The following is a 14,775-nucleotide window of genomic DNA, read 5'->3' on the forward strand; positions in this document are numbered from 1 at the left end:
TTTTAGGAACTTTTTTGTATACCTTATCATCGTAAAATGGATAGAACCAACATTATATCAATTGCAAAAAGCACTTTAGAAATAGAAATTTCTGAACTTGAAAAATTAAAAAACAGAATCGATGACGAATTTGCCCGTGCAGTAGAGATCATTCATTCTGCAAAAGGGAAGCTCATTGTTGTAGGAATCGGAAAATCGGCACATGTGGGTAACAAAATTGTTGCTACATTAAACTCAACCGGTACGCCTTCACAGTTTTTACATGCTTCAGAAGCGATTCATGGTGATCTTGGAGTTATTCAGAAACAGGACGTGGTTTTATGTATCTCGAATTCAGGAAATTCTCCGGAAATTGCCAATCTGGTTCCATATTTAAAAGATTACTCTTCTTCTTTAATTGGAATGACCGGAAACAGATCCAGTAAACTGGCAGAATTTTCGGAAGTTATTTTGGATACTCATGTTGATATCGAAGCCTGCCCTAATAAACTGGCACCCACCAGCTCTACAACTATACAAATGGCTTTGGGAGATGCTTTGGCTGTTGCTTTAATGGAACTGAATGATTTTAAAGCGAATGATTTTGCCAAATTCCACCCGGGAGGAAGTTTAGGAAAAAACCTGACATCAAAAGTAGAACAGTTCCTTTCTTCTCAAAAGCCTCAGGTTACGGAAGATTCTTCAATAAGAGATGTCATTATTTCCATCAGTGCCTCGAGTCACGGAATCACGGTGGTAACGAATGGAGACCAGATTATTGGCGTTATTACAGACGGAGATTTAAGAAGAATGCTGATGAAAGGAGAAGATATCAGTAAGGTGTCAGCTAAAGATATCATGTCTGTCCGTCCGAGAACAATTGAAAAAGGTGCTTTGGCCAAAGAAGCCATGAAAATTCTGAAAGAAAATAATATCGGCCAGCTTGTAGTAACGGAAAACGGGAAGTATTTCGGGATCATAGACCTGCATAAATTGTTAGACGAAGGGATTAATTAGAACTTATAAATCAGAGGAGATGTTAAACTGAGGGATGATTTTGCAGATTGTAAGTAAAATCTAACTAATCATTCACAGACTCTTGCTTCTGTCATTTTTTTTATAAATTTGCGCTTTAAAATTTTATTCTGTGAGTGAAGGTAAAGACATGTCCTTTCTTGGGCATATAGGAGAATTAAGAGGGCACCTGATCCGATCGATTATTGCTATCATAGTTGCCGCTTTTGTGGTAGGCTTTAACATCAACTGGATTATGGACCATATCTTTTTTGGGCCTACCAGAAATGATTTCCCTACCTTCAGACTTGTAAATCATTTTTCAAGAATGATTTTAGGTGAAGACAGTATTCATCTTCCAAAGGACTTTCCTGTTCGTGTACAAAGATTGTATCAGCAGTTCAATGTCATGATGGCTGTTTCAATTTTTGGCGGAATGGTAGCAGCATTTCCTTATATTGTATGGGAACTGTGGCGTTTTATCAGTCCGGCTTTACATCCGAGAGAGAAAAAAAATTCTATTTATATTATTAATGCGGTATGGATGCTTTTTATGACCGGAGTTTTATGCGGTTATTTTCTTATCCTTCCGTTTGCAGTCAATTTCGGGGTTATTTTTAAAATCTCAGATATTATTGTTCCCCTTTATGATTTAAGTGATTATACCACATTATTTTTACAGGTGGTGTTGGGTATGGGTGTTATTTTCCTTTTCCCGATTCTGATCTATTTCCTTACCAGCATCGGAATTCTTACGCCTACGTTCATGAAAACTTACCGTCGCCATGCCATTGTATTAATTATGGTAGTAGCTGCAATCATTACTCCGGCAGACGTTTTAAGTATGTTGATGGCCGCATTCCCGCTATTGATTTTATATGAATTCAGCATCATGATGTGTACGTTCACTTATAAAAAAGTACAGAAAAACAACGCAAATCTTCCTGTAGTACAGAAATAAACAGTATTTTTTACTCATAAAAGCATAAGCGCTACTATTCAGCTGAATAGTAGCGCTTATTTTATATAAAAATATTAATCTTAATTAGATTTATTCTTAATTTAATTAAAACAACAATAAAATTTAACCAAAAATATAAAGTTTAGAATAATTAACACAGTTATATCAACATTTCTTTTAAAAAAATACACTATCTTTAAAAACTTTAACAACAATCAATAAAAATATGAAAAAGAAAATTATTTTCGTCTGTGCACTGGCTTTAAGTCTGGGCGGTTTGCAGGCACAACGCTGGGAACCTGTCTCGGAAAAAATTACCCCGATAAGAAAGGAAATAAAGGTAGAATATGCCTACAAATTTGACCTTTCTGCATTAAGAAATCAACTAAAGGATGCTCCTGAAGCAGGAAAAGGTGGAAACGCTGTAATCGTTTCTATCCCTACAGCAGATGGAAGAATTGAAAGGTTTTCGGTTTACAGTTCGCCCGTAGTTGAAAAATCAATGGCAGACCGATACGAATTGGGAGCATATGCCGGTATCGGGTTAGATAATCCACATAAACAAATCCGGTTCAGTACAGCACCTAATGATTTCCAATCTATGACATTCGATACTGATTCAGGAAAATATGAATTCATAGAACCTATTAATAAAGAAAAGGATGTATACGGGGTCTTTTTCAAATCCAACAAATCCCATGAAGACCCTTTCGAATGCAGAACTGCTGAGCCTGAGAAAGCAAAGAAAGAAATGAATAAGCTTCTTAAAACAAAAAATGTTTTGAAGGGATTAGGTAATGCTAATAAAAGTAACGAACAAAAATACAGAACCTATAGAATTGCCATCTCGGTAAACGGCGAATATACACAGCTTGCCGGAAGTGTTCCTTTGGCAGCAGCGCGAATTAATGCTACCATGAACCGTGTAAATGGTGTTTTTGAAAAAGATTTTGGGATCCACATGATCGTACAGGATCTTCCACAACTTATATTTGCAGATCCCGCTACAGATCCTTATTCGAATGTAATTACCAATTCAAATGGTACCTATAGCGCTCCCGCAGCATGGAACCTTCAGCTTCAGCAAACCCTTACCAATACCGCTGGTGTAGGTAACGCAGCTTATGATATAGGACATTTCTTTGGCCACAGAGGTGGTGGCGGAAGTGCCGGAGATGTAGGAAATGTCTGCAGAAACCCTGCAAACAACAATGATGCTACTTCCAAAGGAGCGGGAATCACTTCTCCTTCTACTCCGGATCAGCCTTTTGGAGATAATTATGATATCGATTTTGTAGCGCATGAAATTGGTCACCAGTTCGGGGCTGCACACACCATGTCTATTGCTTTGCACGGAGCCCACATGGAACCGGGATCAGGATCTTCGATTATGGGATATGCCGGTATTACCAACTATAATGTTCAGATGCATTCTGATGCTTATTTCCATACCAAAAATATTGAAGAAGTAGGAGCCTACGTTAATGCTCAGGACTGTGGAATTATTACGAATGTGGCGAATACACCTCCTTCTATTCAGCCAATGGCTAATAAAATGATCCCTAAAGGAACAGCTTTTGTGTTAACAGCTTCTGCAACAGATCCACAAAATGATCCGATGACCTATACCTGGGAACAGTATGATCTGGCTACGTCTGCTTTTGGTCCGGTAAGTGCAACCAGAAATAATGGTGCGAATTTCAGATCTCTGATGCCTACCACTTCCCCTACCCGTTATTTCCCTAAATTCACCAACGTTCTTAATGGTACTCTTACCAGCCCTACAGACTGGGAAACTGTATCCAATATCCCAAGAACAATGAATTTCAAGGTAACGGTGAGAGATAACAATCCGGATGCTGCACAGCAGCAGACACAGAGCAGCCTGATGAAGGTGGACATAGGAAATGAAGGTCCTTTCAAAGTGACTTCAACCACCGTTTATAATAATACACCTGGAGCGGTTACATGGGATGTTGTCAACACGAATAATGCACCATACAATGTTCAGAATGTTAAAATAGATTATACTACAGATAATGGAACGACATGGACAGTTATCAGCCCATCTACAGCTAATGACGGATCTGAGCCGTTTTCATTCTCTTCTCTGGCTACAGGTACAGGTGTAAAAATAAGAGTAAGTGCTATTGATAATGTATTCTATGCCGTTGGGAATGCCACTGTTTCCGCATCAGCCGGCGCCTGTACAACATCTGCTCCTGCAGGAGTTACAGTAAGTGGTATTACCAGAACATCTGCATCTGTAAACTGGACAGCGTTAGTTGGAGCAACGTATTCTGTACAGTACAGAAAAGTGGGGACAGCCACATGGACTACTGTTCCTGTTTCAACAAATTCTTATAATATTTCAGGGCTTACAGAAGCTACTCAATATGAAGTACAGGTAGCCAATGTTTGTAGTGCTTCGGTTGGTTCTTATTCAGCATCAACGAATTTTACCACATTATCTTTTGCTAAATGTTCAATCACCGGAACCAATGCCGCTGACGAGTATATTTCCAATGTTACGGTAACCGGCGCAGGAATGAACCCCGTTTCAAATACCAGCAGCAACACTCCTTACACAGACTACACTACTGATCCATCGAAACTGATTACCCTTATGTCCGGATCTTCAGGGAATAATATAAGCATCACCAAGGCGTGGACGAGCTCACAGTATAACGATGGAGTAACCGCCTGGATAGACTTCAACAAAGACGGAGTATTCTCTTCTTCTGAAGTAATCTACACCAGTGCACCTAGTATAGCAACACCGGTTTCCGGAACATTCTCTGTACCGGCAGACGCGTATACGGGAGGCAACGTTATTATGAGAGTTGTATTAGGATATGAAAGCCAGCCAAGCAGCGGATGCAGCAACCAGCAATATGGTGAAGTTGAGGATTATCCGGTATTGATTCAGCAGCAGCTTTCCACCAGTGAGACAGTGAAAGATAAGAGTTCAATCCAGATCTACCCTAACCCGGCAAGTGATATATTGAATGTAACTGAAATTTCATCTAAAGCTCAGTTTATCATTACGAATATGGCAGGTCAGAAAGTTATGAACGGACCTATTAATGATAATAAAATCTCTGTTTCAAAATTAACGACAGGAACTTATATTATTTCAATTGAAGACAAAGGAACGACTTCAAATCTGAAATTCATCAAAAAATAAAACCTAACCCGTTTTTAGAGCCCGGCAATGACCGGGCTTTTTTTATGCCTTCCTAAAATCTGTATTTAATTTGATTTCCGGCATCGGGCTATTAATTTAATTTTATACTTTTGAAAAGATTTAATAACAGTTTACATGAAAAAATTGTCATACACCCTCTTATTTGCATCAGGACTGGTTTTCGGACAGTTCTTTGAAAAAGATAAGACTTTCACCAAACAGGATACTTTAAAGGGTTCCAATACCGAGTTCAGAAATTTTTGGGATGTCAAAAAATATGACCTTTCCGTGGAACCGGATTTTGAGCAGAAAAGTATCAAAGGAAATAATAAAATCAGTTTTGAGATTATAAAAGATATTACCAATCCTGTATTTCAGATTGACCTTCAGCAGCCTATGAAAGCTGACAAAGTGGAAGGAAACTTTCCTATCGCCAATTACAGACAGGATGGAGACTTTATTTTCATTACAGCGAATAAAAAATTCAAAAAAGGCGAAAAATATACGATTAACGTCATCTATTCCGGAAATCCTGCTATTGCTAAAAATGCACCATGGGATGGCGGATGGGTTTTCACTAAAGATGAGAAAGGAAATCCATGGATGACTGCTGCTGACGAAGGCATAGGAGCTTCCATATGGCTTCCTACCAAAGATATCTGGAGTGATGAACCTGACAACGGAATCATCATGAAAATTATAACTCCTAATGATCTGGTAGGTGTAGGTAACGGCAGACTCACTGATAAAAAGACAGCCGGAAATAAAACTACTTATACCTGGGAGGTTAAAAATCCTATCAATGCCTACTCCATTATCCCGAGTATAGGAAAATATGTAAATTTTAAAGATGTATTTGAAGGCGAAAAAGGAAAACTGGATCTGGATTACTGGGTAATTGACTATAATCTGGATAAGGCAAAAAAACAGTTTCAACAGGTGAAACCTATGCTTTCCGCATTTGAATACTGGTTTGGCCCGTATCCGTTTTATGAGGATTCATACAAACTTGTAGAATCTCCTCACCTTGGTATGGAACATCAGAGTAATGTAGCCTATGGAAACAAATATCAGAACGGCTATTTGGGCAGAGATCTTTCAGGGACAGGAGTCGGGTTAAACTGGGATTTCATTATTATTCATGAAAGCGGCCACGAATGGTTCGCCAATAATATCACAGCAAAAGATCAGGCTGATATGTGGATCCATGAAAGTTTCACCAATTATTCCGAGACTCTTTTCACGGAAAAATATATGGACAAAAAATCTGCTGACACCTATGTTCAGGGGATCAGAAAATTGATAGACAATGACATTCCTATTATCGGCCGTTATGGTGTAAGAAATGAAGGCAGCGGAGATATGTACCCGAAAGGGGCTAATATGCTTCACACGATAAGACAGGTTATCCATAATGATGAAAAATTCAGACAGATTTTAAGAGGTTTGAATAAAGATTTTTATCATCAGACGGTTACCACACAACAGGTAGAAAATTATATCTCCTCAAAATCGGGAATCGATTTTTCAACGGTATTTGATCAGTACCTGAGAACAATAAAAATTCCAACCCTTGAGTATGCTCAGGATGGTGATACTTTAAAATTCCGGTATACCGATGTGGTAAAAAACATTAAACTGCCGATACTCATCAATGGTGACCAAACCATAAATCCAACGGAAGAATGGCAGACTGTAAAGCTTAAAAAGAGCTCTCCGGTTGAGCTTGATCCCAACTATTATATTAATTATAAAAATATTAAATAAAGAAAAAGGCAGATTTGCAGACCAGCAGATTTGCCTTTCGTTTTTTTACCTTAAAATTTTAAGAAAAGTTTAATACTTTTTTCGTAACAAATTCAGAAAAAAAGCAACTATTTAACTATTAATTTAAACCTAATGAGAAAAACAGTACTTAGCCTTGGTATTTTTGCTGCTTTTTTAGCAAATGCACAGTCTATAAAAACCACTATTGATCTAGTCAACGTAAAAGATGATAAAGTAGCCGTTACCATGGAGTTCCCAAAAATGAAATCCGGTGACATTAAATTTCATTTCCCTAAAACAGTTCCGGGTACTTATTCTGTAGACGACTACGGAAGATTCATCGAAGGAATCAAATTTTACGATAATAAAGGAAAAGAGCTTACTTATACTAAAGTAAATGACAATACCTATTCATTGAAAAATGCTCAGGGTCTTTCCAAAATCTCTTATCTTGTAAATGACAGTTTTGATGATGAATTGGATACCTCTAAGCATAAAGCCGTATTTTCTCCTTCAGGAACTGATATTGAAGAAGGAAAGATATACATGATCAATACCCACGGATTTATCGGATATATCGAGAACATGCAGGATGTTCCTTATCAGCTTGTCATTCAGAAACCCACTGATTTCTACGGAACCACAGCGCTGGTAGATCAGGATAAATCTGAATCAACAGATACCTATACTCTAGCCAACTATGGTAAGGTGACCGATTCACCATTAATGTATACAAAGCCGGATTATATTACCTTCAATGCCGGAGGAATGGATCTAGTGCTAGGCGTTTATTCTCCGACAGGAAAGTATAAAGCTGCCGATTTCAAAGAAAATCTTGAAAAAATGGTGGTTGCCCAAAAGAAATTCCTGGGCGATATGAACACGAATAAAAAGTATGCTATCATGCTTTATCTTTCCGGTGGTGACGGACCTAGCATTAAAGGTTTCGGAGCATTGGAACACCACGAATCGACAAGTGTGGTGCTGCCTGAAGCAATGCCGAAGGATGCCATTGACAATACCATTACGGATGTCGTTTCCCACGAGTTTTTCCATACGGTAAACCCTCTGAAAACCCATTCCGAAGAGATTCATTATTTTGATTATGCAGATCCGAAAATGTCTCAGCACTTATGGATGTATGAAGGCGGAACGGAATATTTTGCCAACTTATTCCAGATCCAGGAAGGTTTGATCAATAAAGATCAGTTCCTTCAGAGAATGGGAGAGAAAATTGCCAATTCCAAGAGCTATGACGATACAATGCCATTTACAGTAATGAGTAAAAATGTATTGGTAGAGCCTTATAAAGATCAGTACAGAAACGTCTATGAGAAAGGAGCTCTTTTAGCCATGTGTTTAGACATCGAGCTTAGAAAATTGTCCAACGGAGAAATGGGATATCGTGATATGATCAGAAAACTGTCTCAGAGATTTGGTGAAAACAAACCTTTCAAAGATGATAAACTGATTGACGAACTGGTAACAATTACCGGGTATCCTCAGGTAAAAGAATTCTACAACAAATATATCGCAGGAAACCAGCCAACACCTTATGCACAATATCTGAGCATGGTAGGGGTGGATATTAAAAAGCAGGAAAGCCAGCCTTTGTTCTGGTTTATCAAAGATCCGAACCAGACAGGTTTTGATGAAAAGACCAATGCCTTTGCTTTTAATGAACATTCTGCACTGTCTCCATTTGCAAAAAGCATCGGATTTAAAATCACAGACCAGGTACTTGCTTTAGACGGAAGAACGGTAGACATCAAAAAGGTACAGGATTTTATTGGATATACCAGAACCATTAAAGAAGGACAGGAAGTTACGGTAACCATTCTAAGAGACAATGCCGGGAAGAAAGAGAAAATGACATTGAAAGGAAAGGCTATTCTGGATAAAATGACCATGGAAACACTTTCTTTCAAAGCGAATCCAACACCGGAAGAACTGAAACTACAGACTCAGTGGCTTACAGGTAAAAAATAAAGAGAAAAGCGGGGAAATTTCCCGCTTTTTATTTTTATCAGCTTTATCCTGATACAAACCTAACAGGTTTTGAAAACGTGTTAGGTTTCTTATTGGCCCTAATTTCAACGAGAATCAATCCTCTTTTCTGATCGTAATCCTGAAAGTACTCCCCTTTCCTACTTCAGTCTGGGAAATCTTAATATCTCCATTGTGGTATTCATGAATAACTCTTCTTGCCAGTGACAATCCTAGTCCCCAGCCTCTTTTCTTGGTAGAATATCCGGGATTAAAAGCATTTCGTGCCTGCTGTTTGGTCATCCCGCTTCCATTGTCTTTTACCTCAATGAGAATATTCTTATTTCTTTCAAAGACAGACATGGTAATAGAGCCTTCACCTTTCATCGCATCCACCGCATTTTTTACCAGATTTTCAATCACCCAGCTCATCAGAATTTTGTTGTGAGGAACCAGAACGGTATACGTAGGAAGATTAATCGTAAAATTGATCTTTCTGGAGATCCTTGTTTTTAAATAATCATAATTCTCCTGAATGGTTTCATTAAAATTTCTGTCATTCAGTTCTGGAACAGAACCTATTTTTGAGAATCGCTCTGAGATCGTTCTGAGTCTTTCAATATCTTTTTCTATTTCATGTACTCCTTCCGAATCCGGATTATCAAGCTTCATAATTTCCATCCATCCGATCATGGATGATAAAGGAGTTCCGATCTGATGCGCGGTTTCTTTAGCCAGACCCGCCCAAAGATATCCTTCATCCGTCTTTTTAATAGTTTTGAAAAACCAGAAAGAAAAACCAAAATACAGCAGAATAAACAGCCCTAAAATATAGGGAGAATACTGGAGATTATTAAGAAGACGCGAGTTGTCATAATAGACAAACTGATTATTTCCATCGGGCACTTTGATCTCGATAGGATCATAATTTTTCTCCATATTTCGGATCAGATCCTGTAGTTTTTCAGGATTCTTAATCGTACTTTCAGGAATGTTTCTATAGTATCCAAGGTCAAGAATCGGGTTCTTATATTTGTCTGTTACAATAAACGGAATGGTATTGTTGATATTCAGGATATCCGGCAGCAGATCCAGAACATCAGTATCCGGAGTTTTAACCTCCTGTTGTATTCTTATCGCTTTGGAAAGAAGACTGATCCTTTTGATCTCCTCTTTTCTGAGAAAATTAATAAGCGATGTTGAAGCCACTACAATGGCGATCACCAAAGTAGTCATCACAACAAAAATGATCCAGTTATTCAGTCTGGTGAGGATGGATTTTCTCAAAGTATTTTATTTTAAAACATTCAGTATTTTCTGCAGCTCAGTATTTCCGCTTCCCTGATAGTTGTTGATGATAATCGAAAATACATATTTTTTCCCATCTTTTGCGGTGTGGTATCCGGCAAATGATTTGGTATCTCTCATCGTTCCGCTTTTCATTTTCATTCCATTATCCTGAACCGGAAATCCATCATAGTAAGCTTCAAACCAGGATTGTTTTTTAGCATATAAAAGAGCCTGCACTTCTGCTTTTGCAGACACATAATTCTGAGGGGAAAGTCCGCTTCCATCTGCAAAGTTGATCATATTAGGATTGATTCCTTTTGATTTCCAGAATTCTTTCAGATAGGCAACTCCGCTTTTAAAGCTTGAATTTCCTTTTTTCTCTTTTCCTAACGTTTTAATTAATGTTTCTCCATACAGATTGATACTTTTTCTCAGAAACCAGTACACAATTTTATCAAGAGTCGGAGATTGATAAGTCAGGAGAATATTATTTTTTGGAGCTGCTAAAGAATTTTTTCCATCTACTTCAAGCTGAGAATTCGTTACAGCTTTTCCAGAAAGTTCAATTCCTGACTCCTTCAGCCATTGTTTTACTTCTGCTGCCAGCTGCAGCGGCGGATTGGGAGCAGAACCGGAAACAGTAACTGTTTTTCCAGCCGGGAGCATTCCATTAATCAAAGCGACATCAGAATGAGGAGCGGTAAAGATCAGGCTTTGATCCGAGTTTCCTCCTGTTTTCAGGTCATTCAGCCACTTCACCCCTTCCAGCGGATAAGAAAAGCTTTTAAAATCGGTTCCATTAATATTGATATCAAACTGGTTCTCTTTCCAGTTGATTCCCCATACACCCGCACCATAGTAATTCCCCAGGTCATCCCACGGCCAGCCTCCCGGAATCGTTTGATGATCAAAATAAGAATCATCAATGATCAGATCCCCTGATATTTTTGTTATCCCTGAATTTTTGATAGCATCAATCAGTTTCTTTTTAAAATTTTCGGGTTTATAGCCATCATATCTCCAGCTTCCCAAAGTAGGGTCGCCGTTGGAGCTGATGAAAAGGTTTCCATTCAGCGTTCCTCCGGAGATATTTCCGGAATAGCTTGAAGTCGTGGTAAAAGTATAGTTTTTTCCTAAAGTTTCCAGTGCAGCTCCTGCTGTGAAAATCTTTTGCGTAGAGGCAGTAGAAAGACCCTTATTTCCCTGATATTCATATAAAAAGTTTCCGTTTTCATCGGAAACATAAAAAGATAAGCTGGAAGATACTGCTCCTGAAGAATCCATAAGATCCTTTGTTACTTTATCTAATTTTTGGGCTATATTCTGTGCAGCAACCATCTGTACAGAGAGTATGAGAACTGCAAATGTTTTTTTCATTACATTGTTATTTGGGTCTGCATGCAAAGGTTTCCAATACAGTTTACAAAGAGTATACGGACCTTTTTCTATTGATTTAAATTCTGATCAAATATAGTTAAAATAAAAGCTTTTCATACTCACTGAGCTCTTCGGAGGTGAAAAGTATCTGATGGCCAGGAGATTTTTCAAATGAACGATCATGTTTGAAATATTTCTCATAATCATCTTCATCTATAAAAATGTCCATCTGGCATTCCTTTATATAGTTTGATTTTTCCCCGTAATCCTGAATAAAATATCCTGAATCATTCCAGGGTTCATGATGGCATCTCAGGCAGTTTTTTTGGTGCACAGCTTTATAACCGCATATTTCACAATTCCGGAGGTCCTGAAATACTGCTGAGATTTCATTCCGACTCTCTTCTGGAAAAAAAGAAAGGGGAACGCTTCTCAAAAGCAGATAATAATTGGGTTCCTGCCATGAAAAGTAAAATCCCTCTTCAGGATGGGTATAAAGCCATAAACTCTTAAGATCATACTCAACCTCGGCTTTGACAATATTCTGAATATTCAGAACAACCTCATTACTTCTTTTGACATTCTGTTTGTCATCAATTTCAATAACGGGCTGTTGTTCCAGAAAATGGTTCAGGCACAATGTGGTCTGCCAGGAACCTATGGTTCTCATTTTACCTTCTTCTCCACAGATTTCACAAGTTTTTACCGATAATTTCGAATACTTATCTTTGATGTTTTTAAGCTTGTTATTGAGTATTTCATCCTCAGAATAGGTATAGCATCTCAATTCACCAAACTTCTCCTTTCCAAAGACACGGTGTTCCATGTTCCAGCCTGCCAAAGCAAATTCATACAGCAATTTCCGGATAAGTTCATTCCATCCGGTACTGTTCACTGAAAAATTAGTGAGATTGCGTTCTATGAAAAGATTAATTTCATTTTCGCTCATTAAAGTCTGCTTCCTGCTTCTATTTCGTAAGGCTCTTTTCCTTTTTCAAAAATCCTTGTCAGCTCACTTCCTTCTACAGTAATGGAATCATTGGTTCTTCTGATCCAGTTCCCTTCTCTTAGACCAACCACTTTGATATCATTCTGGGTAAGAAACTCCTGAATACGGGTTTCTCTGGTTTCTCCGTTATATTTTAAGTCGGGATTAGGATCAAGATAGTGCGGATTAATATTGAAAGGCACCAATCCCATACAGTCGAAACTTGGCGGATATACAATCGGCATATCGTTCGTTGTCTTCATATTCTGGCCTCCGATATTGCTTCCTGCGCTGCATCCGAGATAGGCTTTTCCTTTTGATACATTTTCTTTCAGGACAGACATCAGCCCTTCTTCGTGTAATGTTTTAACCAATAAAAAGGTATTTCCGCCTCCTGTAAAGAAACCTTTTGCCTGATGAATGGCTTCCTTTTTATCTTCAAATTCGTGAAGACCTTTCACTTTTATATCGATGGTTTCAAAGAAAGAACGTGCTTTTGCGGTATAATCATCATGGGAAATTCCGCCTGGTCTTGCAAAAGGAATAAATACAATTTCATCAATTCCGTTATAAAGTTGGATTAATTCTTCTCTTAAGTATTCCAGATATTCTCCACCAAAAAGTGTAGATGTTGAAGCTAATATGATATTCATACCACGAAATTTATAAGTATTATTAAAAACGAATCACAAAGATAGCCTCAAAGAGCAACGAATCAAAAATTAAATTAAAAAAAACATCAATCCCGTTAATATTTTCTAAAAAAACTTAAAGCCTCTAAAATTTACGGTTTTGTGGAATTATTATTGAATTTTAGATTTTGACTTTAAAATATAAGATTATGAAAATGAGTAAAATTAATAGCCTGTTTTTAGGCTTAATACTAGCAGGAAGTGTAAGTCTTGTAAATGCACAAACGACTCAGCCTGAAACTTCAGCAGCAACGAGTAAAACAACTAATCCAACTATCGAAGATCTTAAAAAACAGATCGCGGCCAATCCAAAGGATGCAGAATCATTAGCAAAGCTGGCTAATGCTTATCAGGAGGCTTCAGACTGGCCCAATGCTATTGATACCTGGAAAAAAGTATCAGTTTTATTACCGGACTGGGCTCCGGCTTATTACAGCCAGGCTTATGCCTATCAGTCTGCAAAAGATGATGCCAACGCAAAAATTGCTTATGAAAAGTATATTGCAACGGTAAAACCTGAAGAAGTAGAGCAAAACAAGAAGAATCTGGCATATGCTTATTTCTATCTTGCCTTTACAGAGCAGAAAACAGATCCTAATAAAGCAAAAGAACATATTGCGAAATCGATACAGTATGATCCTACCAACGAGGATGCTGTGAAGCTTAGCAAAGCATTAAATTCTTAGTAAAAAAAGAAAATGCCGGAAAGTTTTTCCGGCATTTTCTTTTAATGATCAATAAGTTTTAGATCTACTCAATCATTTTTCCAAAAAAATCTGTTTCACCATGTAGATGCCTGATGATTTTCTCAATATTTCTCTGAATACTGGCTTCGGTTTTTAAATTATTAATATACTTTACCAGCTCATTTTTTCTTGAAGGAATAAGCTTTTCAAAATTTTCTGTTGCCAGAGCACTTTCTCTAATTGCTTTTTCTAATTGAGAATGAATAGCGATACTTCGGTCGGAATCATCATATTCCAGAACAACTTCAATAATTTCCCCGATTCTTTTGGGAGAATTTTTCAGCATTGTCAGATTCACGTAAAGCCTCCAATCACCTAAATATTTCATGAGGTTTTGTTTGAATTCTTTCCCGTTCACCGTTCCTTTGACAGCAATGGGGCTCTTATTTCTACCGGATTTTTCAAAAATCGTGTCCAATATTTCTTCCGGAACAAATACAAAAGGATTAATTCCTATGATTTTCAATGTGGCGCTGAAACTATTGTTTTTCATGGATGGTAATTTAAGTTGGTCTGGCTGGAAGCTGGAAGCTAGAAGCTAGAGCTAGAAGCTAGAAGCTAGAAGCTAGAAGCTAGAAGCTAGAAGCAAAAATAACAGTTTGACGAATATGTAGGGAATTTCTTTTTTTATTATTTCAAAACCATTACTTTCATACACTCCCATATCCAAACCCGCTTACCCTCAAACTCTCTTACTCTACCACCGCAAACCCAAAACCCGGTAACTCAAAATTCATACCTCATAACCCAATTAATTCCCTATATTTGTATCAATAAATCTATTTATC

11 protein-coding genes are annotated in these 14,775 nt (G+C 37.8%); 6 read left to right on the forward strand and 5 right to left on the reverse strand.

Annotated features, from left to right (window positions below; all coding sequences use genetic code 11):
• Positions 1–36: 36 nt before the first annotated feature.
• From FFS26_RS16795 to FFS26_RS16815, 5 genes are all read left to right on the forward strand, one after another.
• Complete coding sequence (locus FFS26_RS16795; protein ID WP_137905622.1) at positions 37–996, forward strand: SIS domain-containing protein; 960 nt, start codon at positions 37–39, stop codon at positions 994–996.
• A gap of 130 nt (positions 997–1,126) precedes the next feature.
• Complete coding sequence (gene tatC, locus FFS26_RS16800; protein ID WP_171006338.1) at positions 1,127–1,954, forward strand: twin-arginine translocase subunit TatC; 828 nt, start codon at positions 1,127–1,129, stop codon at positions 1,952–1,954.
• A gap of 226 nt (positions 1,955–2,180) precedes the next feature.
• The gene (locus tag FFS26_RS16805) at positions 2,181–5,141 is read left to right on the forward strand and encodes a reprolysin-like metallopeptidase (protein ID WP_137905623.1); all 2,961 of its coding nucleotides are present in this window, start codon (positions 2,181–2,183) and stop codon (positions 5,139–5,141) included.
• 135 nt (positions 5,142–5,276) lie between these two features.
• Entirely contained in the window at positions 5,277–6,908 is a 1,632-nt protein-coding gene (locus FFS26_RS16810) for a M1 family metallopeptidase (RefSeq protein ID WP_137905624.1), read from the forward strand.
• Between the two features lie 132 nt (positions 6,909–7,040).
• The gene (locus FFS26_RS16815) at positions 7,041–8,897 is read left to right on the forward strand and encodes a PDZ domain-containing protein (protein WP_137905625.1); all 1,857 of its coding nucleotides are present in this window, start codon (positions 7,041–7,043) and stop codon (positions 8,895–8,897) included.
• Positions 8,898–9,011: 114 nt separating this feature from the next.
• Here FFS26_RS16815 and FFS26_RS16820 read toward each other — a convergent pair whose 3' ends face one another.
• From FFS26_RS16820 to pepE, 4 genes are all read right to left on the reverse strand, one after another.
• Positions 9,012–10,181 (reverse strand): sensor histidine kinase, encoded by a 1,170-nt coding sequence (locus tag FFS26_RS16820; RefSeq protein WP_137905626.1) that lies wholly within the window; start codon positions 10,179–10,181, stop codon positions 9,012–9,014.
• 6 nt (positions 10,182–10,187) lie between these two features.
• A complete protein-coding gene (gene dacB / locus FFS26_RS16825; protein ID WP_110010961.1) occupies positions 10,188–11,561 on the reverse strand; it encodes a D-alanyl-D-alanine carboxypeptidase/D-alanyl-D-alanine-endopeptidase in 1,374 nt (457 codons plus the stop codon).
• Between the two features lie 97 nt (positions 11,562–11,658).
• The gene (locus tag FFS26_RS16830) at positions 11,659–12,510 is read right to left on the reverse strand and encodes a hypothetical protein (protein WP_137905627.1); all 852 of its coding nucleotides are present in this window, start codon (positions 12,508–12,510) and stop codon (positions 11,659–11,661) included.
• Positions 12,510–13,202 carry a dipeptidase PepE gene (gene pepE / locus FFS26_RS16835; protein ID WP_137905628.1) on the reverse strand — a complete coding sequence of 231 codons (693 nt, stop codon included), beginning with the start codon at positions 13,200–13,202 and terminating at the stop codon, positions 12,510–12,512. The genes FFS26_RS16830 and pepE overlap by 1 nt, the downstream gene beginning before the upstream one ends.
• Positions 13,203–13,396: 194 nt before the next feature.
• On the opposite strand from pepE, the gene FFS26_RS16840 reads away from it, so the two are divergent.
• Positions 13,397–13,927: a tetratricopeptide repeat protein gene (locus FFS26_RS16840; RefSeq protein WP_228406548.1), complete on the forward strand. Its 531-nt coding sequence runs from the start codon at positions 13,397–13,399 to the stop codon at positions 13,925–13,927.
• 64 nt (positions 13,928–13,991) lie between these two features.
• On the opposite strand, the gene FFS26_RS16845 is transcribed toward FFS26_RS16840, so the two are convergent.
• The gene (locus tag FFS26_RS16845) at positions 13,992–14,480 is read right to left on the reverse strand and encodes a YdeI/OmpD-associated family protein (RefSeq protein WP_110010965.1); all 489 of its coding nucleotides are present in this window, start codon (positions 14,478–14,480) and stop codon (positions 13,992–13,994) included.
• Positions 14,481–14,775: the final 295 nt, after the last annotated feature.

This window comes from Chryseobacterium sp. 2VB, assembly GCF_005503635.1.
GTDB lineage: Bacteria > Bacteroidota > Bacteroidia > Flavobacteriales > Weeksellaceae > Chryseobacterium > Chryseobacterium cupriresistens.

Excerpts from the sequence above, each read along its gene's own strand:
- FFS26_RS16795 (WP_137905622.1), top strand. The coding sequence starts at position 37 with ATGGATAGAACCAACATTATATCAATTGCAAAAAGCACTTTAGAAATA.
- FFS26_RS16805 (WP_137905623.1), top strand. The coding sequence starts at position 2,181 with ATGAAAAAGAAAATTATTTTCGTCTGTGCACTGGCTTTAAGTCTGGGC.
- FFS26_RS16810 (WP_137905624.1), top strand. The coding sequence starts at position 5,277 with ATGAAAAAATTGTCATACACCCTCTTATTTGCATCAGGACTGGTTTTC.
- FFS26_RS16815 (WP_137905625.1), top strand. The coding sequence starts at position 7,041 with ATGAGAAAAACAGTACTTAGCCTTGGTATTTTTGCTGCTTTTTTAGCA.
- dacB (WP_110010961.1), bottom strand. The coding sequence starts at position 11,561 with ATGAAAAAAACATTTGCAGTTCTCATACTCTCTGTACAGATGGTTGCT.
- FFS26_RS16830 (WP_137905627.1), bottom strand. The coding sequence starts at position 12,510 with ATGAGCGAAAATGAAATTAATCTTTTCATAGAACGCAATCTCACTAAT.
- pepE (WP_137905628.1), bottom strand. The coding sequence starts at position 13,202 with ATGAATATCATATTAGCTTCAACATCTACACTTTTTGGTGGAGAATAT.
- FFS26_RS16840 (WP_228406548.1), top strand. The coding sequence starts at position 13,397 with ATGAGTAAAATTAATAGCCTGTTTTTAGGCTTAATACTAGCAGGAAGT.
- FFS26_RS16845 (WP_110010965.1), bottom strand. The coding sequence starts at position 14,480 with ATGAAAAACAATAGTTTCAGCGCCACATTGAAAATCATAGGAATTAAT.